17 protein-coding genes are annotated in these 22,033 nt (G+C 63.4%); 6 read left to right on the top strand and 11 right to left on the bottom strand.

The window, feature by feature from the left end:
* Positions 1-258: 258 nt before the first annotated feature.
* Positions 259-1,836, top strand: a complete 1,578-nt coding sequence (locus P9A16_RS14320) for an ABC transporter permease (RefSeq protein WP_088016500.1) — start codon at positions 259-261, stop codon at positions 1,834-1,836.
* A 246-nt stretch (positions 1,837-2,082) separates the two neighbouring features.
* Here the strand turns inward: P9A16_RS14320 and P9A16_RS14315 are convergent, their stop codons facing one another.
* Positions 2,083-4,035: an acetoacetate--CoA ligase gene (locus tag P9A16_RS14315; protein ID WP_023515844.1), complete on the bottom strand. Its 1,953-nt coding sequence runs from the start codon at positions 4,033-4,035 to the stop codon at positions 2,083-2,085.
* A gap of 182 nt (positions 4,036-4,217) precedes the next feature.
* On the opposite strand from P9A16_RS14315, the gene P9A16_RS14310 reads away from it, so the two are divergent.
* Positions 4,218-6,062, top strand: a complete 1,845-nt coding sequence (locus tag P9A16_RS14310) for an AsmA family protein (RefSeq protein WP_023515845.1) — start codon at positions 4,218-4,220, stop codon at positions 6,060-6,062.
* A gap of 17 nt (positions 6,063-6,079) precedes the next feature.
* On the opposite strand, the gene P9A16_RS14305 is transcribed toward P9A16_RS14310, so the two are convergent.
* The 5 genes from P9A16_RS14305 to P9A16_RS14285 form a co-directional block, all read right to left on the bottom strand.
* On the bottom strand, positions 6,080-6,898 hold the full coding sequence (locus P9A16_RS14305; RefSeq protein WP_024270957.1) for an ABC transporter permease subunit: 819 nt from the start codon (positions 6,896-6,898) through the stop codon (positions 6,080-6,082).
* A 4-nt stretch (positions 6,899-6,902) separates the two neighbouring features.
* Positions 6,903-7,814: an ABC transporter permease subunit gene (locus tag P9A16_RS14300; RefSeq protein ID WP_024270956.1), complete on the bottom strand. Its 912-nt coding sequence runs from the start codon at positions 7,812-7,814 to the stop codon at positions 6,903-6,905.
* 4 nt (positions 7,815-7,818) lie between these two features.
* Positions 7,819-8,961 (bottom strand): ABC transporter ATP-binding protein, encoded by a 1,143-nt coding sequence (locus P9A16_RS14295; protein ID WP_024270955.1) that lies wholly within the window; start codon positions 8,959-8,961, stop codon positions 7,819-7,821.
* Positions 8,962-9,042: 81 nt separating this feature from the next.
* A complete protein-coding gene (locus P9A16_RS14290; RefSeq protein WP_197032927.1) occupies positions 9,043-10,152 on the bottom strand; it encodes a polyamine ABC transporter substrate-binding protein in 1,110 nt (369 codons plus the stop codon).
* A 169-nt stretch (positions 10,153-10,321) separates the two neighbouring features.
* Complete coding sequence (locus tag P9A16_RS14285) at positions 10,322-11,737, bottom strand: helix-turn-helix domain-containing protein (RefSeq protein ID WP_024270953.1); 1,416 nt, start codon at positions 11,735-11,737, stop codon at positions 10,322-10,324.
* Between the two features lie 219 nt (positions 11,738-11,956).
* Here P9A16_RS14285 and aceA point away from each other — a divergent pair, with 219 nt between their 5' ends.
* Together aceA and P9A16_RS14275 are read left to right on the top strand one after the other, a co-directional pair.
* Positions 11,957-13,246: an isocitrate lyase gene (gene aceA, locus P9A16_RS14280; protein WP_023516666.1), complete on the top strand. Its 1,290-nt coding sequence runs from the start codon at positions 11,957-11,959 to the stop codon at positions 13,244-13,246.
* A 97-nt stretch (positions 13,247-13,343) separates the two neighbouring features.
* Positions 13,344-13,583 carry an SMc00767 family acetate metabolism repressor gene (locus tag P9A16_RS14275; RefSeq protein ID WP_023516665.1) on the top strand — a complete coding sequence of 80 codons (240 nt, stop codon included), beginning with the start codon at positions 13,344-13,346 and terminating at the stop codon, positions 13,581-13,583.
* A 72-nt stretch (positions 13,584-13,655) separates the two neighbouring features.
* Here the strand turns inward: P9A16_RS14275 and P9A16_RS14270 are convergent, their stop codons facing one another.
* The 5 genes from P9A16_RS14270 to P9A16_RS14250 all read right to left on the bottom strand — a co-directional run bounded on the left by P9A16_RS14270 (position 13,656) and on the right by P9A16_RS14250 (position 19,022).
* Positions 13,656-14,042: a VOC family protein gene (locus tag P9A16_RS14270; protein WP_023516664.1), complete on the bottom strand. Its 387-nt coding sequence runs from the start codon at positions 14,040-14,042 to the stop codon at positions 13,656-13,658.
* A gap of 24 nt (positions 14,043-14,066) precedes the next feature.
* Positions 14,067-14,681, bottom strand: a complete 615-nt coding sequence (locus tag P9A16_RS14265) for an RNA polymerase sigma factor (RefSeq protein ID WP_023516663.1) — start codon at positions 14,679-14,681, stop codon at positions 14,067-14,069.
* A 97-nt stretch (positions 14,682-14,778) separates the two neighbouring features.
* A complete protein-coding gene (locus tag P9A16_RS14260; protein WP_024270951.1) occupies positions 14,779-17,301 on the bottom strand; it encodes a methyl-accepting chemotaxis protein in 2,523 nt (840 codons plus the stop codon).
* Between the two features lie 239 nt (positions 17,302-17,540).
* Positions 17,541-17,744, bottom strand: coding sequence for a hypothetical protein (locus tag P9A16_RS14255; RefSeq protein ID WP_156032036.1), 204 nt, complete (start codon positions 17,742-17,744; stop codon positions 17,541-17,543).
* 96 nt (positions 17,745-17,840) lie between these two features.
* Complete coding sequence (locus P9A16_RS14250) at positions 17,841-19,022, bottom strand: NAD(P)/FAD-dependent oxidoreductase (protein ID WP_023516911.1); 1,182 nt, start codon at positions 19,020-19,022, stop codon at positions 17,841-17,843.
* 169 nt (positions 19,023-19,191) lie between these two features.
* Here P9A16_RS14250 and P9A16_RS14245 point away from each other — a divergent pair, with 169 nt between their 5' ends.
* Both P9A16_RS14245 and P9A16_RS14240 read left to right on the top strand, forming a co-directional pair.
* Entirely contained in the window at positions 19,192-20,631 is a 1,440-nt protein-coding gene (locus tag P9A16_RS14245) for a glutamine synthetase family protein (protein ID WP_024270950.1), read from the top strand.
* Between the two features lie 97 nt (positions 20,632-20,728).
* The gene (locus tag P9A16_RS14240; RefSeq protein ID WP_023511850.1) at positions 20,729-22,012 is read left to right on the top strand and encodes an NAD(P)/FAD-dependent oxidoreductase; all 1,284 of its coding nucleotides are present in this window, start codon (positions 20,729-20,731) and stop codon (positions 22,010-22,012) included.
* The last annotated feature ends 21 nt before the right edge of the window (positions 22,013-22,033 follow it).

Genomic DNA, 22,033 nt, shown 5'->3' with positions numbered 1-22,033 from the left:
AGCGGGGGAACGAGGGCAAGGCGCAATGACGACCCCCTCGCCCGGCTCCCGCCGCCTCGTCCGCGAGGTTTCCGCGTGACGCGGGGTGATGGGAAACCGTTCGTGGCGCCTGCCTGCCGAAGGACCCCTTTTCCCGAGGTGAACGCCTTGCAGGTATCTTCCGAAAGCGTACCCAGGCCGGTGCTCGGCCGCAGGACCGGTGCGCGGCGCCATCCGTTCTTGTCGGCCTCCGCCATACTGGCAGCCGCCATCGTGCTGATGCCGGCGATCGCCATCGTCGTCATCGCCGCGACCGGCGGCACCGACAACTGGCCCCATCTTCTCAGCAATGTGATCCCGCGCGCGACGTTGCGCACGCTGATCCTTCTTGCCGGCGTCGGCACGATCACGGCGATCGTTGGTGTCGTCACGGCCTGGCTGGTGGCGAGCTGCGAGTTTCCCGGGCGGCGCCTGCTCTCCGGCCTGCTCGTGCTGCCGCTCGCCATTCCCGCCTATCTCGGCGCCTATGCCTTTGCCGAATTCTTCTCCTTCACCGGTCCGGTACAGACGGCCTATCGCGCACTGTTCGGCTTTCAGACGAGCCGCGACTACTGGTTTCCGGAGGTGCGCACCACGGGCGGGGCGATGCTGGTGCTGTCCAGCGTGCTCTATCCCTATATCTACCTTTCCGCCCGCTCGATGTTCCTGATGCAGGGCCGGGCGGCGGCCGACGTGGCGCGCACGCTCGGCGCGGGGCCACTCAAGGTGTTTGCGAAGATCCAGATTCCCATGGCGCGGCCGGCGATCATGGTCGGGTTGACGCTGGTTGCCATGGAGACGCTGAACGATATCGGCGCAGTGGAATATCTCGGCGTGCAGACGCTCACCTTCTCGATCTTCGACACCTGGCTCAACCGTGGCAGCCTTGCCGGGGCGGCGCAGATCGCCTGCATCATGCTGGTCTTCGTCATCTGCCTGATGATGGTGGAGCGCGCCGCGCGCCGCCGGCAGCGCTTTTCCAGCCAGAAGACGACGGCGGCCGTACACGATTCCGTGCGCCTGAAGCTTGCCGGCTGGACGAAATGGGCGGCCAGCCTCGCATGCCTTCTACCGCCACTCATCGGCTTTGCCATTCCCGTCTTCGTGCTCGGCGGATATGCGGCGCGCCGGCTGGAGCAGTTCGCCTCCACACGCCTTCTTTCCGCGCTCTGGCACAGCGTCCTTGTTTCGGGCTCGACGGCCCTTGTCGCGGTTCTGCTCGCCTTTCTGCTCGCCTATGCCGCGCGCACCACCCGCTCGCGCCTGAATGCCGCCGCCGGACGCTTCGCCTCCTTCGGCTATGGCGTGCCGGGCACGGTGCTGGCCATGGGCGTGCTGATCCCGCTTGCCAATTTCGACAATGCCGTCGACGCGTTCCTGCGCGCACAGTTCGGCATATCGACCGGCCTTTTGCTCTCCGGCACCGGCTTTGCCATCATCTATGCCTGCACGGTGCGCTTTCTCACCATGGCGGAAGGCACGATCGACGCGGGCTTCCACAAGCTCTCCCCGCATCTCGACATGGCGGCGCGCACGCTGGGGCGCACCAGCAGCCAGACCCTCTGGAGCGTGCTCCTGCCCATGATGCGCCCGGCAACGCTGACCGCAGCGCTGCTCGTCTTCATCGAGACCATGAAGGAACTGTCGGCGACGATCATGCTGCGCCCGTTCAACTTCAACACGCTGGCGACGCTGGTCTACGAGGACGCCTCGCGGGCGAAGGTGGAGGATGCCGGCGTGCCCGCCATCATCATCGTCGCGGTCGGGCTCATTCCCGTCTTCCTCGTCTCGCGATCGCTCGACCGGAAGGGTGGATAAAAAATAGGGCGGCATAAGCCGCCCCGATAGTTGAATGCTGTCCAACAAAAGCGTGGTGAACGGCTTCATGCCATCGGGGTCGGGTGCGACCGGAACGCCCGTCATCGGGCGCGCTCAAGTTGGCACGACCTTGCGCCATTCCGGCTTAACAAATCCTTACCTGACCAGTTCCGGCACAAACCTTTCGTTCACAACTTCGAAAACTTGGTTAATGCCGAAGGCCGAAATCGTTAACGCGCAAGACGCTTACGATTTCAGTGCCTCCAGATTGGCGAAGAGCTCCAGCGCCTCCGGATTGGCAAGAGCTTCCTTGTTCTTGACCGGCCGGCCGTGCACCACCTCGCGCACAGCAAGCTCGACGATCTTGCCCGACTTGGTGCGCGGAATGTCCGCGACCTCGATGATCTTCGCCGGCACGTGGCGCGGCGAGGCACCGGTGCGTATCTTCGTGCGGATCGTCTTTTCCAATGCCTCGTCCAGCACCTTGCCCGGGGCGAGGCGTACGAAAAGCACGACGCGCACGTCATCGTCCCAGTCCTGGCCGATGCAGAGGGCTTCGACGACGTCTTCCAGCTGTTCGACCTGATTGTAGATCTCCGCCGTGCCGATGCGCACGCCGCCGGGGTTCAGCGTCGCATCCGAGCGCCCGTGAATGACGATGCCATCATGGCTGGTCCATTCGGCAAAGTCGCCATGGCACCAGATATTGTCGAAGCGCTCGAAATAGGCGGCACGATATTTTGCGCCGTCCGGATCGTTCCAGAACATGACGGGCATGGAGGGGAAGGCCTTGGTGCAGACCAGCTCGCCCTTTTCGCCGCGCACCGGATGGCCGTCCTCGTCCCAGACATCCATGGCAAGGCCGAGGCCCGGCCCCTGGATCTCGCCGCGCCAGACGGGCCGCAGCGGAACGCCGAGCACGAAGCAGGAAACGATATCCGTCCCGCCGGAAATGGAGGCGAGCTGCACGTCGGGCTTGATGCCCTCGTAGACGAAGGAGAAACCTTCGGGCGAGAGCGGCGAACCGGTGGAGGTCAGCAGGCGCAGGCTCGAAAGGTCATGCGTCGTGCGCGGCGTGAAACCGCCCTTGCGCACCGCGTCGATGTATTTGGCAGAGGTGCCGAAGACGGCGAATTTTTCGTCCCGGGCATAGTCGAACAGCACATTGCCGTCCGGATGGAAGGGCGAGCCGTCGAACAGGCAGAGCGTGGCGCCGACCGCAAGGCCGGAGACCAGCCAGTTCCACATCATCCAGCCGCAGGTGGTGAAATAGAACAGCCGCTCGCCGGCGACGAGGCCGCAATGCAGGTGGTGCTCCTTGAGATGCTGCAGCAGCGTGCCCCCGGCCGAATGCACGATGCATTTCGGCACGCCTGTGGTGCCCGACGAGAACAGAATATAAAGCGGGTGGCGGAACGGCAGCTGCGCGAAGACGAGCGGTTTTGCCTCATAGGGTGCCATCAACGCATCGAGCGTGCGGCCGTCCGACAGGGTGCCTGCAAGCGCCTCGGCGTCGCCGGCATAGTGCACCACCACGACGGGGGCGCCAAGTTTCCCGGCCACGGCCTTCACCTTGGCGGAGACGTCCTGCAGCTTGCCGGCATACCAGTAGGCATCGCAGGCAATAAACAGTTTCGGCTCGATCTGGCCGAAACGGTCGAGCACACCCTGCTCGCCGAAATCAGGAGAACAGGAGGACCAGATGGCGCCGAGCGAAGCGGCGGCCAGCATGCAGGCGATGGTCTCCGGCATGTTCGGCATCATGGCGGCAACGCGGTCGCCTTCACCGACACCCATTGCAGCAAAAGCCTGCTGGAGCTTCGACACCCGGGCGCGAAGCGCATCCCACGACCAGCGATAGGACACCTTGTCCTCGCCGCGGAAGACGATGGCGTCGTCCGGACCACTCGCCTTCAGGAGATTTTCCGCAAAGTTCAGCCGGCCCTCGGGGAAGAACCGGGCCTCCAGCATGCGCTCGCCGTTTTCCAGCGCGACACCGCCCTTTTCGCCAAGGACGGCGCCGTCATCCCAGACCGCGGTCCAGAACGCCGCACGGTCCTCCACCGACCAGGCGTGCAGATCGTCGTAGGATTTCAGGTCGCGCCCGGCGATATGGCTGCCGGCCTTCATGAACAGGGCCATCGGGCTCTTTGCCAGGATGTCCGCCGAAGGTTTCCACAAGGGCATTTCTGACGTCATGCTTTCCTCCACTCCATGGCTTTCGTATAGCATGTTGCGCCGCAGTATAAAGTGGCGAACGCCGGTTCACGCCGTTGCCGGACGCAATTCCGCCATGGCGCCATTTGATTTCTTCGCCCCAAGCGCCTATCCCCGTTCGCTTGAAATGATGTGAACGCTGCCGGCAAAGGACCTGCATCCGAATGACCCTTTCCCGTTTCATCCAGTCGCGGCATTTCGTGCGGGGAATTCTTGTCGTTCTGGTGCTGTTTGCCGCGGTGCGCATCGGCTTTCCCTTCCTCATCCAGACCGACACGGTCGGCAGGGAGATCGAACGGACGCTCGAAGCCTGGACGGGCGCCGATGTGGATATCGGAAACGAAGCGGAGTTCGCGTTCTGGCCCTATCCGCGTGTGACGCTCGGCAATGTGCGGATCACCGCCGCGGCCGACGGGAGCGAGCTTGCGCATGTCGACGCCATCTCGGCGAGCTTCGACCTCTTCGGCGCGGTGCGCGGCAAACCGGTCTTCAGCGATTTCGATCTGATCCGGCCGACGATCCATGTCGGCTGGGATGCCGAGGGGGTCTTCAACTGGCGCCACAGCGGCTGGCTGATGCAAGCGATCGACGCGACCAAATCAGCGCCGGAGGGGCAAGCGATACCGGAGCTGCCGGAGGAGCGTATCGGCACGATCAACGTGGTCGACGGCGTCATCGAGGTCGCGCAGGACGACGGAGCAGCGCCTTTCCGCATGTCGGATATCAACGGCAACATCGACTGGCCAGCCCTCAGGCGGCCGCTCGACCTCACGCTCTCCGGCATCGTCAACGGTGAGATGAGCCGCTGGACCTTCGGCTGTGACCAGCCGCTCGCCCTGCTCGCAGGCCACAATGCCAATGTGCGCACCAACCTTTCCGCCGATCCGACGGCGATGACCTTCGAGGGCATCGCCAATCTTTCGACCAACGCCTTCATCGCCGGCAACATGACGCTGTCGACGCCGTCGCTCGGGCATCTGCTTGCCTGGCAGGGCAAGGAAATCCCCTCCGTCGGCAATCTCGGCCATATCAATGCCGAGGCGAAGGTGACGACGGCAGGCTACACGGCCAAGCTGGAAAATCTGAAGCTCACCCTCGACAATGCGCAGGCGACCGGCGTGCTGGACGTCAACATGCCGCCGGACGGCCTGCCGCAGGTGGGCGGCACGCTGGCCTTCGACCGGATCGACCTGCGCGCCTTCCTGACTGCCCTCTCGCCGCTTCCCGGCGCCGACCAGACCACGACCGGTATCGACACCGCCTTCATCCATCAATTCGGCATGGACCTGCGGCTTTCCGCCAAAAGCGCGGACTTCGCACCCTTCTCCCTGCAGGACCTTGCTGCCGGCATGCGCATCGAAAATGGCCGTGCCTCCTTCGATGTCGGCGACAGCCAGTTCATGGACGGGCGCATGACCGGGCGCATCGCGCTCACCGAACAGGGCTTTCGCGGCGGCGGGCGCCTGCAGATGTCGCTAAGCAACGTCGATATCGGTGCGATCGTCAACACGCTCGCCCTGCCCGGGCCGCTGCCTTCCGGACGAGGATCTGCGGATTTCGAACTGTCGACGGATCGGCCGCTCTGGGCGACGACGGCTTCGGACATGTCCGGCCAGTTCCGGCTGGCCATGGGACCGGGCACGCTCACCCATTTCAACCGTCAGGCCTTCGAGGAACGGGCGGCGAAAAACGCGTTCTTCAATTTCTCGGAAGCTTCGGAGGGATCGTTTGACTTTGTAAGGGCCGATGTGGAGGCCAAGCTGGACCGGGGCCTTGCCGAACTGACCAAGGCACAGATCGAAGGCAACGAGAAGCTGCTGACGCTGTCCGGCATGATCCCCTATCGCAGCGGCAGCGTGGCACTCGCCGGCACGCTCGCCGACCGGCCCCAGGCGGACGCCGCCGCCGCCGTCGTCACGCCGGCAATCAGCTTCTTCGTCGGCGGTTCCTGGCCGGAGCCGGTGATCTCGCCGATCTCCATCCTGACGGGGCAGCAACCCCGCCAGTAGGCTTCCTGAGGCAAGCCTCAGCGGCCGGCGAAGGCCGCCTGTTCGTCGCGCAGGCGCTGCACCTCGCGCCGCTTCGTCATGATCGACGCGATGACGACACCTATGGCGACAAGGCCGATGAGCAGCGTACACGCCGCGTTGATTTCCGGCGTCACGCCGAGGCGTACCTGGCTGTAGATCTTCATCGGCAAGGTCGTCGCCCCCGGACCGGAGGTGAAGCTGGAAATGACGAGGTCGTCGAGCGACAACGTGAGGGCCAGCATCCAGCCGGACAACACGGCAGGCGCAATGATCGGCAACGTCACCTCGAGGAAGGTTTTCACAGGAGTCGCGCCAAGATCCATCGCCGCCTCCTCGACCGAACGATCGAAGGAGAGCAGGCGCGACTGGACCACGACGGTGACGAAGCACATCGAGAAGGTGATGTGCGCCAGCGTCACCGTGACGAAGCCGCGATCGAAGCCGATGGCAACGAAAAGCAGGAGCAGCGAGAGGCCGGTGATGACCTCGGGCATGACGAGCGGTGCGTAGACCATGCCGGAGAACAGCAGCCGGCCGCGGAAGCGCGTATAGCGCGTCAGCGCCAGCGCTGCCATGGTGCCGAGAGCGGTCGCGACGGTCGCCGAGAGCAACGCCACGCGGATCGTCACCCAGGCGGCATCCATCAGGCCCTGGTTGTTGAAGAGCGAGACGTACCACTTCGTCGAAAAACCGGCCCAGACGGTGACCAGCTTCGATTCGTTGAACGAGAAGACGACCAGAAGCACGATCGGCAGATAGAGGAAGGAAAAGCCGAGAACGACCGAGGCGATGTTGAAACGGGACCAGGTGTTCATGGGCTTACCTCCCCTGCTCTTCGGCTTTCGCCTGCGCATTCTGGAAGAACACGATCGGCACGACCAGGATCAGCAACAGGATGGTGGCGACGGCGGCCGAGACCGGCCAGTCGCGGTTCGCGTTGAACTCGTTCCACAGCGTCTTGCCGATCATCAGCGTCTGCGATCCGCCGAGCAGATCCGGAATGACGAATTCGCCGACGGCCGGAATGAAGACGAGCATGCAGCCCGCCACGACACCCGGAATGGAGAGCGGGAAGGTTATCTTCCAGAAGGCCGACATCTGCGGGCAGCCAAGATCCTGCGCCGCCTCGATCAACGTGTTGTCCATCTTCTCCAGCGCCGAATAGAGCGGCAGCACCATGAACGGCAGGTAGGAATAGACGATGCCGATATAGATCGCCCAGTTGGTGCCGATGATGATCAGCGGCTCGTCGATGATACCGGTGCCCATCAGAAACTGGTTGAGCAGGCCTTCCGGCTTCAGGATGGCGATCCAGGCATAGACGCGGATCAGGAAGCTCGTCCAGAACGGCAGGATGACGAGCATCAGCAGCGTGGGCCTGAGCGTGCGCGGCGCCTGCGCCATGCCATAGGCGATCGGATAGCCGATCAGAAGCGTGATGAAAGTGGAAACGCCGGCGATCCAGAGGCTCGACAGATAGGCGTTCAGATAGAGCGCATCCTCCGTCAGCCAGACGTAGTTGTCGAAGCTGAACTGTCCGATCTTCGCAAGGATGCCGGAAAGCCCGTCCGCCAGCGCAAAAGCCGGCTCATAGGGCGGCTGCGCGATCGCGGTGGTCGACAGCGAGATGCGGAAGACGATGAAGAAGGGAATGAGGAAGAAGAACAGCAGCCAGGCATAGGGAATGAGGATGACAAGGCGGCTGAAGATGGCGGAGCCGAGCTTGGTCATCAGGTCAATCCTTCAGCACGACGCCGGCCGTTTCGCCGAAGGAGACCCAGACCTTCTCGTCATAGGCGATCGGATCCTCAACTTCGCGCTGGGCATTCAGCATGGAGGCCTTCACGACCTTGCCGCTGTCGAGCTTGACGTAGAAGACGGTCATGTCGCCGAGATAGCCGATATCCCAGATCTCGCCCGGGGCCGCATTGACGGAAGCGTCGGCAGGGGCGGCCCGCGTCACCTTCATCTTTTCCGGCCGGATGGCAAAGCCCGCGGCAGCGCCCGGCGCAGGGCCGTTTCCCGTCACCGTGCGGATGGTGAAACCCTCGTTGACGGCAAGCTCGATCTTGCCGTTGCCATTGGCCGAAACCTTGCCATCCAGGATGTTCACGTCACCGATGAAGTCGGCGACGAAGCGGGAGTTCGGGGCTTCGTAGATTTCCGCCGGCGTCGCCACCTGGATGACCTTGCCGTGGCTCATGACGGCGATGCGGTCGGCCATGGTCATCGCCTCCTCCTGGTCGTGCGTAACGACCACGAAGGTGAGACCGAGCTCCTGCTGCAGGTCCATCAGTTCGAACTGCGTTTCCTCGCGCAGCTTCTTGTCGAGCGCGCCAAGCGGCTCGTCGAGCAGCAGCACCTTGGGGCGCTTGGCGAGCGAGCGGGCGAGCGCCACGCGCTGGCGCTGGCCGCCGGAAAGCTGGTGCGGCTTGCGCTTGGCAAATTTCTCGAGCTTCACCAGCTTCAGCATCTGGGCGACGCGCTCGGCGATCTCGTTCTTCGGCATGCCGTCCTGGCGAAGGCCGAAGCCGATATTGCTCTCGACCGTCATGTGCGGGAAGAGCGCATAGGACTGGAACATCATGTTGACCGGCCGCTTGTACGGCGGGATGCTGGCAATGTCCTGGCCATCAAGGATGATTTCACCCGAGGTCGGCCGCTCGAAGCCGGCGAGCATGCGCAAAAGCGTGGACTTGCCGCAGCCGGACGCCCCGAGAAGGGCGAAGAATTCGCGGTGATAGATGTTGAGGGTGAGATCATCGACGGCAGTGAAATCGCCGAACCTCTTCGTGACATTGCGGAACGTGATGAATGGTTTTGCGTCCGGATCCGTCCAAGGTGCGAAGGAACGACGGATATTGCCGAGAGATTTCATTGCCTGTCCCCATCTCTTATTTTCTGGCGGCATAAATGAAATTGCCCGGAAGAGGCTTCCGGGCAATTCGTTCCGGACCGGTTATTGACCGGTCACGATCTTGGTCCAGGTCCGTGTGAACAGGCGCTGCGTCTTTGCGTCCAGCGTCGTGTTGGTGAAGAGCTTGGCCAGCGTCGCATCGTCAGGATAGATCGTCGCGTCTTCCAGGATCTCCTTCGGCATGACGGCCTGTGCCGCTTTGTTGCCGTTGGCATAGTGGATGTAGGTCGAGGCCTTCGCGATCACGTCCGGGCGCATGATGTAGTCGAGGAAGGCATGCGCCTCGTCGACATGCGGTGCATCGTTGGGGATCGCCATCTGGTCGAACCACATCTGCGTGCCTTCCTTCGGGATCGTGTAACCGACCTCGACGCCGTTGCCGGCTTCCTCCGCACGGTCGCGGCCCTGGAAGATATCACCCGACCAGCCGACGGCGATGCAGATGTCGCCATTCGCAAGACCGTTGATGAATTCGGACGAATGGAACTTGCGCACGAAGGGGCGGATCTTCATCAGCGCTTCTTCGGCCTTGGCAATGTCGGCCGGGTCATGGCTATCGGGATTGAGGCCGAGATAGGCAAGCGTGACGGGAATGATGTCGGTCGGCGAATCCAGGAGATTGATACCGCAATCCTTCAGCTTCTCGGCGTTGGCCGGGTCGAAGATCGCGCTCCAGCTGTCGATCGTGTCCGTGCCGAGGGCTTCCTTGATCTTGGCCTTGTTATAGCCGATGCCGATCGTGCCCCACATGTAGTTGATCGAATATTCGTTGCCCGGGTCGAACGGCTGCATGCGGGTGGCGACCATATCCCACATGTTCTTGAGGTTCGGCAGCTTGGACTTGTCGAGCTTCTGGTAGACGCCGGCCGAAATCTGGCGTTGCAGGAAGGTGTTGGTCGGCACCACCACGTCGTAGCCCGTGCCGCCGGCAAGCAGCTTCGTCTCAAGGATCTCGTTCGAGTCATAGACGTCGTAGACGACCTTGATGCCGGTTTCCTTAGTGAAATCGTCGATGATCGAGGAATCGATATAGTCCGACCAGTTGTAGACGTTAACGACTTTTTCCTGCGCGAGCGCACCGCCCGCGCCAAACAGCGCAAGCGTGGCGGCAGTCGCCAAAAGAGTACGTTTTATCATTGATTTTTCTCCCAGTTTTTCTCTCGGACCTATGAGTTCGTATGAAGAACAGTCACCGATTATGGATGTTTTTCAAGAGGCGACAAGCGGCATTCTACTCAAACACAGGGCGAATTTTGATATCACATTGTTCCCATTCCTATCAGATTTGAAGCCCTAACGGCGGCGGAAATCAAGCAAAAAGTCACTGGAAGTCGAAAAGGCTGAGGCCGGCGACCATTTCGTCAAGGCCGAGAGGCCGCGTGACGGGCGGTTCGGCGCGGGCAAGACAGCCCTGCCGCTCGCAGAGCCGGCAGGCCGTTCCGACCGCCACCGCACCCTCCCGCCGCACCGCTTCGCCGTAGACGGTATCCTCCGCATGGGCGGCATCGCAGCCGATCAACAGCGCGGTCCGGCGCACCCGCTCGGCAAAAACGCCCTGCGGCCCTTCCAGCGTGCGCGAGATGGCGAGGAAGGCGGCACCGTCAGGCATTTCCACCCGGTCGACGAGGATCTGCCCGGGCTGCGAGAAAGCGGAGTGAACGCCGAGCTTGGGACAGCTACCGCCGAAGCGCGCCTGCGGAAAGCCCTGCGCGCCCGCCCGACGAAAGCGGTTGCCGGCATTGTCGATCTCCAGCATGAAGAAGGGCACACCCGCCCTGCCGGGCCTTTGCAGCATGGTCAGCCGGTTTGCCGCCTGCTCGTAGGAAACCCCGAAGCGCGAGCGCAGCACGTCGATGTCGTAGCGCACGCGCTGGGCCGTCGAATGGAAGGTCTCGTAGGGCATCATCAGCGCGTGGGCAGCGTAGCGCGCCAGCTCGAAACGGGCGATGCGCTTCGCCTCCGCCGTCGAGAAAGCGAGCTGGTCGAGTTCGGCGAAGATCTCGTCCTGAAGGGCGAGCTGCACCGTTTCCATGGCGATCTCGCGCAGCTGGTCGAAGGGCGACAGGCGCTCCGACAGGAAAAGCCGCATGGAATGACGGTCGAAGCGACGGCGCAGGTTCGGCATGGTGTGGACGGGCAGAAGCCGCACGACGACGCCGTGCTCCTTGCGCAGCCAGCCTTTCAGGGCGGCGGCCAGGTCGTCGCCGGGCGCCAGCGCCGCATGAAACCGCTCCGCCGCCTCGTCGATGGCGCCGAAATAGTTAGGGCGCCCCTCCAGCTTGTCGCGCACCTCGTCCATCGGCAGCAGCGCACCCGACAGCGTCGTCGCATGGCCCTCGCGGGCCAGAAGATCGGCAAGGTCGGTGAGACGCGCAGCCTGTTCGCGATAGGCGCGGTAAAGCTTTAGGATGCCACTTGCCACGTTCGGCGCCGCTTCGGCGATTTCCACCAGCTCTTGATCGCCGGGCAGCTCTCCCGAAAGCAGCGGATCGGCGAAGACCTCGCGCAGCTGGCGCGCATTGCCGGCGCTTTCGCCCTGCAGCTCATCGAGATCCACCTTGTAGACGGAAGCGAGGCGCAAAAGCAGCTGGACCGTCAGCGGCCGCTGGTTGCGCTCGATGAGATTGAGATAGGACGGCGAGATCGACAACCCCTCGGCCATTGCCGTCTGGGTAAGGCCGAGCGTGTTGCGGATGCGCCGGACTTTCGGGCCGGCAAAGATCTTGTTCTCCGCCATGTGTCAAATCCTTTACACCGATGCCGCCACCGGAAGATTTACAATTTTTACTTTTTTACAGAGCACTTCTGTCAAAGACAAGACATCATTACCCGATTGCGTCGCTGATTTTCCGGTTTTCTCTCGCCCTATTGTGCACTGCGATGTAAATACTGTCACATGAAATCGGGCAACGAAGAAAGCCAAGCCCGATCCCGAGACATCGTACCGGAGGATATTATGACCGATTTTTACAATCTCGTCCCGAGCGCACCGAAGGGCCGGTTCGACGGCATCGAGCGCCCCTATACGGCCGAGACGGTCGAGAAGCTGCGCGGCTCCGTCCAGATCCGCCACACGCTGGCTGAGAACGGTGCGAACCGCCTGTGGAAGCTCATCCACGAGGAAGATTTCGTCAATGCGCTCGGTGCGCTCTCGGGCAACCAGGCCATGCAGATGGTCCGCGCCGGCCTGAAGGCGATCTACCTCTCCGGCTGGCAGGTCGCCGCCGATGCCAATACGGCCTCCGCCATGTACCCCGACCAGTCGCTCTACCCGGCCAATGCCGCACCGGAGCTCGCCAAGCGCATCAACCGCACGCTGCAGCGGGCCGATCAGATCGAGACGGCAGAAGGCAACGGCCTTTCGGTCGACACCTGGTTCGCCCCGATCGTCGCTGATGCGGAAGCCGGCTTCGGCGGCCCGCTCAATGCCTTCGAGATCATGAAGGCCTTCATCGAGGCCGGCGTTGCCGGCGTCCACTTCGAAGACCAGCTCGCCTCTGAAAAGAAGTGCGGCCATCTCGGTGGCAAGGTCCTGATCCCGACGGCAGCCCATATCCGCAACCTCGACGCCGCGCGCCTTGCCGCCGACGTTATGGGCACCTCGACGCTGGTCGTCGCCCGCACCGATGCGGAGGCCGCCAAGCTTCTCACCTCCGATATCGATGAGCGTGACCAGCCCTTCGTCGACAGGGACAAGGGTCGCACGGTCGAAGGCTTCTACCAGGTCAAGAACGGCATCGAGCCGTGCATCGCCCGCGCCATCGCCTATGCGCCGCACTGCGACCTGATCTGGATGGAGACCGGCAAGCCGGACCTAGAACAGGCCCGCAAGTTCGCGGAAGCCGTGCACAAGGCGCATCCGGGCAAGCTGCTCGCCTACAATTGCTCGCCCTCGTTCAACTGGAAGAAGAACCTGGACGACGCGACGATCGCCAAGTTCCAGCGCGAGCTGGGCGCGATGGGCTACAAGTTCCAGTTCATCACGCTCGCCGGCTTCCACCAGCTGAACTACGGCATGTTCGAGCTCGCCCGCGGCTACAAGGACCGCCAGATGGCAGCCTATTCCGAGCTGCAGGAAGCGGAATTCGCCGCCGAGATCAACGGCTACACCGCCACCAAGCACCAGCGCGAAGTCGGCACCGGCTACTTCGACGCCGTCTCGATGGCCATTACCGGCGGCCAGTCCTCGACGACCGCCATGCATGAATCGACCGAGCACGAGCAATTCCGCCCGGCCGCCGAGTAACCCGACCCGTCAACCTTTCAAGAACCCCAACAGAGCCGCATTCCTGCGACGGCAGGCTTACCGCCTGCCTGCAAATGCTCAAAAGAGGAGAAATGCCATGACAGTCCAGACCCGAGTCAAGGAACGCGCGGAAGAACAGGCCTCCGCCATGACCCCCGACCAGCAGGCCATGATCCGCATGGTCGCCAACGACCTGCACCGCCTCAACCAGTCCGTCATGAAGGCGGTCGAGGCCGGCGTTTCGGTGGAGCTGGTCCGCTCCGCCCGCCATCATGGCGGCGAGGGCAACTGGGGCGACCTCCTGATCCCCGTGATCGTCACGCAGGGTCGCGGCTGACAGGCACCATCCAGTCGAAGCAAGATCCCCGGCGCTCCCTGCGCGCCGGGGATCTTCGTTTGAGGCCGGCCCTTAGGTCAGAGCTCTCGGCACCTCAGCCGACTGATAGAACGACACGATCTGGCCATCCGGGTCGCGAAAGTCGGCGAACCAGCCGCCCGGCGCGTGCGAGACCGGCGTGACGATCTCGACGCCGGCCGCGGCCAGCCGCTCGATCACCGTATCGATGCCGCCATCGGCAAGACCGAAGACCACATTGGGCGTGTTGCCGGGTTGCGGATCGCCCTTGAAGACCATGAGATCCACCTCCGTGCCGATCTTCGTCATCAGGAAGGCGCCGGCATCCTCGTCCTCGTGGCGCTCGAATTCGATGCCGAGATACTCCCTGTAGAACCTTCGCGTGCGCTCGATATCGGCGACGTTGAAGATGATGGTGACGCCGTTGAAGTTTATCGTCATGCAAGCCTCCTATTGTTGCGCCGGCTAGTTGCCGTCACCGTGCGAAACGTGATCGCGCCTCGAAAAGAAAATGGGAATGCCATCAGGATCGCGGATGGCGAAAGCGCGCGGGGCATGCGGCTTGAGGGCCTGCTTCAACGATCGCCGCGCAGGGCCGCCGGCCGAAAGCAGTGCAAACCCGTCCAGTGAAGCCGCCTCGCCACCGAAAGCGTCGAACGCGCTGCGCAGCCCGCTGAGGCGCTGGCGGAAGGCCATGTCGCTTACTCCAAGCAGGTGTGTGATCTCGGCACGGCCGAGGCCGAGATTGACGAGAAGCGCCAGAACGCGCTGGGCGGGCGGCAAAGACGCCATGAAGACCGCCGCGAACAGGGGCGCAGGATCGGGCATGTCCTGCGGCGCTTCGAAAGCGGCTTCACGGACCCGTCGCCGCACGGCCGTCCTTGCGGTGAAGCGGGCGTGGTTGCGGATCGCACCCTTTGCCCAGGCCACGAATCCCGGATCCGTGATGCGCCGGCCGGCAGCGAGCGCCGACAGCAGGACGTCCTGCATCAGGTCGTCCGCCTCGTGCGCGACACGGCTGTGGCGTCGGGCGCATTGCCGCAATGCAGCCAGGATCATGCGGTGGGTCATGCCGGCCATGGGATCACAGGGCGCAGGGTTGGGCAACCTTGCCGGACGGAAGCAGCAAGGCTTCCGGCGGGCGCGGCTGCACGCCACGCCCGCGGGATGCACACCATCAGGCGGCGCGGTACATCGTCTGTTCGTCCGCCTCCAGGCGGAACTGCTCGACCAGCATCATCAGCGTATCGGCCTCGTTTGCCAGCTTGCGGCTCGCCGCGGTGGTGATATCGACCATCGAGGCGTTCTGCTGGGTCATCTGGTCCATCTGGTTGACGGAGCCGTTGACCTCCTGCAGCGCGGCCGCCTGGTCGCGGCTTGCCGTCGCCATCATGTCCACATGCTGGCTGACCGTGACGATCTGCTGGCTGATCGCGGCGAGCACTGCGCCCGTTTCCTGCACGAGATGGGAGCCGGCGCTGACCTCGCTCGTCGATTTCTCGATGAGACCCTTGATCTCGCGCGCAGCACTGGCCGAACGCTGGGCGAGCTCGCGCACCTCCTGCGCGACGACGGCAAAACCCTTGCCGGCTTCGCCCGCACGGGCGGCCTCGATGCCGGCATTGAGGGCAAGTAGGTTGGTCTGGAAGGCGATGTCGTCGATCACCTCGATGATCTGCTCGATCTGGCGCGACGCCCCCTCGATACGGCCCATGGCGGCAATCGCATTGCTGACGACGGCGGCAGAGCTGTCGGCGCTGCGCTTGGTCGTGCCGACGACGATGTTCGCCTCATGCGCCCGCTCGGCGGAGGAGCGTACGGTCGCCGTGATCTGCTCGACGGCGGCGGCGGTTTCCTCCAGCGAGGAGGCCTGGGATTCGGTGCGCTTGGCCAACGCATCGCCCGACTGCAGCATCTCCGCGCCGCTGCGCTGGATGGACAGCGCATTGTTGCGGATCTGGCCGAGCGTATCCTGAAGGCGCGTCAGCGAGACGTTGAAGTCCTGGCGCAACTGCTCCAGACGGCCAGAGAACGGCGTGTCGATCTGGCGCGACAGATCGCCCTGCGCGAGGCGCTCGAGACCGGCGGCCAGCGCGCTGACGGCAAAGTCGATCTCGCGGTCGAAGGCCTGCTTTTCGACATCGTTGCGGGTGCGTTCGGCCTCCGCGGCCTTGCGCTGCTCTTCGCTTTCGGCCTCCACCCGGATCTTCGAGAGGGCGTTCTCCTTGAAGACACCGAGAGCACGGGCCATGTCGCCGATCTCGTCGGCGCGGCCTTCGCCGGAAATACCCGTGTCGAGGAAACCGTCCGCCAGGCGGCGCATGGCGCCGGTGATCTGGCTGATCGGGCCCTTCAGCGTCAGCACGAGGGCGATGCCGGCAAGAACGGCGATCGCAGCACCCGCGACGGTCGCGAGGATCGAAACCTGGTTGGCCTTTTCACGCTCGGTGCCGGCGCTGGTCTTCTGTTCCTCGGCAAACTGGCTGAGGAGATTCCAGATCGTATCGATGGACTGGCCTGCGGCCTCGAAATCGGCGGCGCGCTCGGTGCTGATCTTCACCAGTGCGGCGCTGTCCGCATCGATGCGGTCGAGCACCGGACGCAGCGCGTCGTCAACGGCGTCGAAGAAGGGAAGATCACTCGCGCTGCCGCTGAGTGCCTTTATGTCGATGCGCAGGATAGACAGGTTGCCGAGCAGCTTGATGCGGTTCTGCTCCGACGTCTGGCCGAGGAAGCGCGCGGCGGCGACCTCGATGTCGTCGATCGAAGACACCACTTTGCGCGTGGCCGACAGCACCGCCTCGGACTTGATGATCGGCGCGTCGAGTTCGCTGAAGATGCGGGTTGCTTCACGCATCTTTTCCGATGCGGCGCCCTGGAGCTGGATGGTGACCTGACGGAAGCGGTTCACCCGGCGTGCGATTTCCGGCACGGTGACGCTCGCCGGATCCGACGAGGACAGGAAACCGCCGAGTTCGTCGATCGTGTTGCGGATGGTGATGGAGACGACCTTCTGGTTCTTCGGCAGGATCATCGCGATCGAACGTTCGGTCTTCGAAATGAAGGGATAGCGCTCCTTGATGACCTTCAGCTGGTCCTCCGGCGTTGCGCCGCGGCTGAACTCCGACAGAAGATCACCGAAAAACTTGCTGGCATTGGTCAGGCGCTCGGCCTCGCGCAGCATGCTCTTTGCGGAGTTTTCGTTCTGGCGCACGGTGCGCTGCAGCTTCGTCGCCTCGTCGAGGATCTTCACCTGCTCGCTGGAGAGATAGTTGAGGTTCTTGGCCATGGTCTCGTGCAGGCCGTTCTCGTTGACATAGAGCGACCACAGCCCGTCCATGCGGGCCTCGATATCCTTCGTCTGGGCCTGCGCATCCACCAGCTTGGACTTGTCGGCATCGGGCGCGAGGCCATCCATCGTCGCCTGGAGAACCGCGTCCTGCGCGGTCAGGCGCTGGTGCACGGCGTCGCGGTTTTCTTCGCTGGTGTTCTGCAGGAACCGGTTCATGCCGGCATAGACATCCTTGAAGCCGCTCAGCGACTGGAGGACGCTGTTGGAAATCTCCATGCGGCCCTGCAGCAGGCCGGAGGCATAGAGCCCGGTGAAGCCCACGGCGCAGATGCTGAGCACGAAAGGCAGGATGAAGACCAGGACCTTGGTCTGGATCTTGAAGCGGGCGAGAATCTTATCAATGAACATGGCGGAACATCCGTTGTCGGCGTGCTCCACCCCTGCCTCTTTTTGAGGCCTCCCCAGGATTCGGACGCCGGATTACCGACTTCATGCGGCCGCAATGCCGCGTATCCGGGGGAGCAGTCATTGCCAGCCGTGTCGACATCCGTCATGGGGACGCGGCATCCGGAACCCTATGCGGCGGATGATCGGCGGCAATCTTTAAAATTCCATCACCATTTAAACCGATTTATGACAGGTGCCTGTCAGAACGCGGCAATAGCGAGGGCGATGACAAGGCTCGCGGCAAGCGAGCAATGGATGCCAATCGCAACGAGGCGCCGGCGGCTTTCCTCGGCGGTAGCGGCAATCGCGATGGCACGGGCGGGGCAGCGTCTTGCAGGCATGCGGCGATACTCCGTTACGCGGATACAGACACCCGGATGATCCGGCCAGCCGGCCCACATCATGTTGCCTCCGCCTTCACGAGGGAAGGTCGGAAACGCCGACATAGCGAGAGCATCCGCCCCGAGGTCTTAAAAGACGGTAAAGACCGTATCGCGAGGTCAGGCGTGCCCGCCCGCGGCATGGCCCGATGCCCAGGCCCACTGAAAATTGTAGCCGCCAAGCCAGCCCGTCACATCCACCGCCTCGCCGACGAAATAGAGCCCCGGCACCGCCTTCGCGACCATGCTGCGGGAATCAAGAAAAGCCGTATCGACACCACCGAGTGTGACCTCCGCGGTCCGGTAGCCTTCCGAACCGGGCGGGCGCAGGCGCCAGTCCCTCAGACGCTGGAGAAGCGCATCGATGCGGCGCCCCGGCTGTTCGGCGAGCGGCCCATCGATGCCAAGCTCGGTGACGAGAAGCTGGGCAAGCTTCTTCGGCATGTGCTCGGCAAGAACGGTCTGCACCGCCTGCCGGCCGTTTTCCCGTCGCGCTGCGGCGATCACCGTCGCAAAATCCACGTCGGGGCAGAGGGTGAGCGCAATCTCCTCCCCCTCCCGCCAATAGGACGAGATCTGCAGGATCGCCGGGCCACTGAGCCCGCGATGGGTGAAGAGCGCCGCCTCGCGGAATTCCGTCTTGCCGTTGCGGGCGACGACATCGACCGCCACGCCCGGCAGGCCTTCATGGGCAGCAAGTGTCGCGGGATCGAGCGTCAGGGGCACGAGGCCGGCGCGGGTTTCGGTAACCGCAATGCCGAACTGTTCGGCAACGCGGTAGGCAAAGCCGGTCGCGCCCATCTTTGGGATCGACTTGCCGCCCGTGGCGATGACCAGCGAGGACGCTTCGACCGTTCCATGCTCTGTCACCACGCGGAAGGATTGACCGTCGTGCTCGATGGCGCTGATCGGCATCGACAGCCTCAACTCCGCACCCGCCGCCTTCATCTCGGCAAGCAGCATGGCGATGATGTCCTTTGCCGAACTGTCGCAGAAGAGCTGGCCCAGCGTCTTTTCGTGCCAGGGGATGCGGTGGCGCTCGACGAGATCGAGGAAATCACGCGGCGTATAGCGGGCAAGCGCCGACTTGCAGAAATGCGGATTGGCCGAGAGGAAGTTCTTCGGTCCCGCATGGATATTGGTGAAGTTGCAGCGTCCGCCGCCGGAGATGCGGATCTTCTCGCCCGGCGCACGGGCGTGGTCGATGACGAGCGCGCGGCGCCCGCGCCTGCCCGCCTCGATGGCGCACATCATGCCCGCCGCGCCTGCCCCGATGATGACGACGTCCCGCCGTTCTGCCACGTGTGCGATCCTTGTTTGCCTCTCCTTTCCGCTATCGCGACCGAAAGTCAATCGGGACGGGAAAAACAGATTTTCTTGAAGAATTCGCGTTTTCTACCCCCCGGGGGGAGCTAGCCAAGCAATAAACTCCGTCTATGATGGCATCATCGTCAACCAAACCCGGTGTCTCATGCCGTCCAAAAAGAAAGTCGTTATCCCTACAATCGAAAAAGCTGCACGCTCTACCAAAATCCCTCCCGCCATCAGCGTGCCGCGCGGGGTAAAGACCTGGAAGGACGCCGCAGACTGGCTTCGCGCCCGCGGCATCGAAGACATCGAATGCATCACGCCCGACCTCGCGGGGGTTCCGCGCGGCAAGATGATGCCGTCGTCGAAGTTCACCTCGAACACATCGCTCGCCCTGCCTTCCGCCCTTTATCGCCACACGATTTCCGGCGACTATCCGGAGGAAACGGGCAATTTCCGCTATGAACCGCGCGACAGCGACCTGAAGCTGCTGCCGGATCTATCGACGTTGTCCGTCGTGCCGTGGGAGAGCGACCCGACCGCCCAGGTCATCTGCGACATCGTCGGCTCGACCGGCGAGAACGTGCCCTATACGCCGCGCAACGTCCTGAAGAACGTCGTGCAGATGTATCGTGACCGTGGCTGGAAGCCGGTCGTTGCGCCGGAGATCGAGTTCTACCTCGTCGCCGTCAACGACGACCCGGACTATCCGCTGCATCCGCCGAAAGGCCGGTCCGGCCGCGCCATCCAGGGTGGCCAGGGCTACTCCATCGCGGGGATCAACGAGTTCGACGAACTGATTGACGACATCTATCACTTCTCCGAACGACAGGGCCTCGAGATCGATACGCTGATCCACGAGGAAGGCCCCGCGCAGCTCGAAATCAACCTGCGCCACGGCGATCCGGTCGAGCTTGCCGACCAGGTGTTCCTGTTCAAGCGGACGATCCGCGAGGCGGCGCTGAAACACGGCATCTATGCCACCTTCATGGCCAAGCCCATGCAGGGACAGGCGGGTTCGGCCATGCATATCCACCAGTCTGTGGTGGAGATCGAGACGGGCAAGAACGTCTTCTCCAATCCGGACGGCTCGCCCTCGAAGGAATTCTTCCAGTTCATCGGCGGCATGCAGGCCTATGTGCCGAAGACGCTCGTCATGATGGCGCCCTATGTGAATTCCTACCGGCGCCTGACGCCCGACATGTCGGCACCCGTGAACAATGCCTGGGGTTACGACAACCGCACGACGGCGTTCCGCGTGCCGGTGTCGGATGCCGCCGCACGCCGCGTCGAAAACCGCCTGCCGGGTTCGGATGCCAATCCGTATCTCGCGCTGGCAGCTTCGCTCGGTTGCGGCCTGCTCGGCATCATGAACGAGCTGGAACCGACGGCGCCCACAGAAGACACCGCCAACGAAGGGTCGATCGACCTGCCGCGCGGCCTGCTCGAGGCTGTGTCGCTGCTCGAATCCGACCCGGCGCTGGCCGAGGTGCTGAGTGCGGAGTTCATCGGCCTCTATGCCGGCGTGAAGCGTGGGGAATTCGAGACCTTCATGCAGGTGATCAGCCCCTGGGAACGCGAGTTCCTGCTGCTCAACGTCTGAGCGGCCCCGGCGGTCCGGGCCGCCCGACAAGATCTGAGCCTGAGAGCGGCCGGCGCCCCGGCGCGCCGCCGCACCCTCTTGAACACGAGTGTGTGTAATGCCCTGGCAAAGCCCGATTTCTCCCGGCATCTCCTGGTATGAGGCCAGTGTCGGCGAACGCCCCGAATATGCCCCCCTCGACGGCTCCGTCGATACTGACGTCGCCATTGTCGGCGGCGGCTTCACCGGCCTGCAGGCCGCCTACAATCTCGCGAAGAAGGGCGTGCGCGTCACGCTCATCGAAGCGCATCGCTTCGGCGACGGCGCGTCCGGCCGCAATGGCGGCCAGCTCGGCACCGGCCAGCGCGCCGAGGCGGAAAGCCTGGAAGCCGAACTCGGCTTCGAGCGCGCCAAGGCATTGTTCGACCTTGCGGAGAACGCGAAGCGCTACATCCACGATTTCGCCGAAAGCCAGACCCTCGATATCGACTATGTGCCCGGCCAGCTCAATGTCAGCCACAAGACAAGCTACGAGAAGGAATTCCGCGACCATATCGAGATCGCCGCGACCCGCTTCGGCTACAAGCACCTGAGCTACATGGACCGGGCGGAGACCGAGGAGCGCGTCGGCTCGAAGCGCTTCTTCTTCGGCCTGCGCGACACTGGCACGGGCCACATCCACCCCATGAAACTCCTCGTCGGCGTCGCCCGCGCGGCCAAGGCAGCCGGCGCAGACCTGCATGAAAAGACCCCCGCCCTGAAGATCGAACGGGCGGGCGGCAAGGCTGTCATCACCACCGCGCGGGGCACGATCCGCGCCGACAAGGCGCTGATTTGCTGCAATGCCTATATCGGCAATCTGGAACCGAAGACGGCCGCACATGTCATGCCGATCCGTTCCTTCATCGGTGCGACCGTGCCGCTCGACAAGTTCCCGTCGGTCATTCCCGGCGGCGAGGCGATCGCTGACACACGCTTCGTCGTGCGCTATTTCCGCAAGACCCGCGACGGCCGCCTGCTTTTCGGCGGACGCGAGGCCTATTCGGAAAACCTCGACGACATGACGCCGCCCATCCGCAGGCAGATCGAGGAAGTCTATCCCGAACTGAAGGGTATAGAACTCACCCATGCCTGGGGCGGCTCCGTCGGCATCACCATGCCGCGCAAGCCCTATGTGCGCGAAGTCATGCCCGGCATCACCGCGATCGGTGGCTATTCCGGCCATGGCGTCATGCTGTCGAACTATTGTGGCAAACTCTACGCCGAGGGGGTAACCGGCGGCAGCGCGGAACTCGACCAGCTGAAGGCCCTGAAAATCCCGGCCTTCCCCGGTGGTGCCCGGTTCCGCTCGCCGCTTCTGTTCCTCGCCATGACGTGGTACGCGCTACGCGACAAGCTCTGATCGAGTCGAAAGCACCGATTT

This window comes from Shinella sp. 838 (assembly GCF_029623935.1).
In the GTDB taxonomy this organism is placed as follows: domain Bacteria; phylum Pseudomonadota; class Alphaproteobacteria; order Rhizobiales; family Rhizobiaceae; genus Shinella.
The sequence above is the reverse complement of the archived record's forward strand: the minus strand, read 5'-3'. Positions and strand labels throughout refer to the sequence as shown.

Bases quoted from the DNA above. Each gene is read 5' to 3' on its own strand.
- P9A16_RS14320 (WP_088016500.1), top strand. From the start codon at position 259: ATGCCGGCGATCGCCATCGTCGTCATCGCCGCGACCGGCGGCACCGAC.
- P9A16_RS14315 (WP_023515844.1), bottom strand. From the start codon at position 4,035: ATGACGTCAGAAATGCCCTTGTGGAAACCTTCGGCGGACATCCTGGCA.
- P9A16_RS14310 (WP_023515845.1), top strand. From the start codon at position 4,218: ATGACCCTTTCCCGTTTCATCCAGTCGCGGCATTTCGTGCGGGGAATT.
- P9A16_RS14305 (WP_024270957.1), bottom strand. From the start codon at position 6,898: ATGAACACCTGGTCCCGTTTCAACATCGCCTCGGTCGTTCTCGGCTTT.
- P9A16_RS14300 (WP_024270956.1), bottom strand. From the start codon at position 7,814: ATGACCAAGCTCGGCTCCGCCATCTTCAGCCGCCTTGTCATCCTCATT.
- P9A16_RS14295 (WP_024270955.1), bottom strand. From the start codon at position 8,961: ATGAAATCTCTCGGCAATATCCGTCGTTCCTTCGCACCTTGGACGGAT.
- P9A16_RS14285 (WP_024270953.1), bottom strand. From the start codon at position 11,737: ATGGCGGAGAACAAGATCTTTGCCGGCCCGAAAGTCCGGCGCATCCGC.
- aceA (WP_023516666.1), top strand. From the start codon at position 11,957: ATGACCGATTTTTACAATCTCGTCCCGAGCGCACCGAAGGGCCGGTTC.
- P9A16_RS14275 (WP_023516665.1), top strand. From the start codon at position 13,344: ATGACAGTCCAGACCCGAGTCAAGGAACGCGCGGAAGAACAGGCCTCC.
- P9A16_RS14270 (WP_023516664.1), bottom strand. From the start codon at position 14,042: ATGACGATAAACTTCAACGGCGTCACCATCATCTTCAACGTCGCCGAT.
- P9A16_RS14265 (WP_023516663.1), bottom strand. From the start codon at position 14,681: ATGGCCGGCATGACCCACCGCATGATCCTGGCTGCATTGCGGCAATGC.
- P9A16_RS14260 (WP_024270951.1), bottom strand. From the start codon at position 17,301: ATGTTCATTGATAAGATTCTCGCCCGCTTCAAGATCCAGACCAAGGTC.
- P9A16_RS14255 (WP_156032036.1), bottom strand. From the start codon at position 17,744: ATGATGTGGGCCGGCTGGCCGGATCATCCGGGTGTCTGTATCCGCGTA.
- P9A16_RS14245 (WP_024270950.1), top strand. From the start codon at position 19,192: ATGCCGTCCAAAAAGAAAGTCGTTATCCCTACAATCGAAAAAGCTGCA.
- P9A16_RS14240 (WP_023511850.1), top strand. From the start codon at position 20,729: ATGCCCTGGCAAAGCCCGATTTCTCCCGGCATCTCCTGGTATGAGGCC.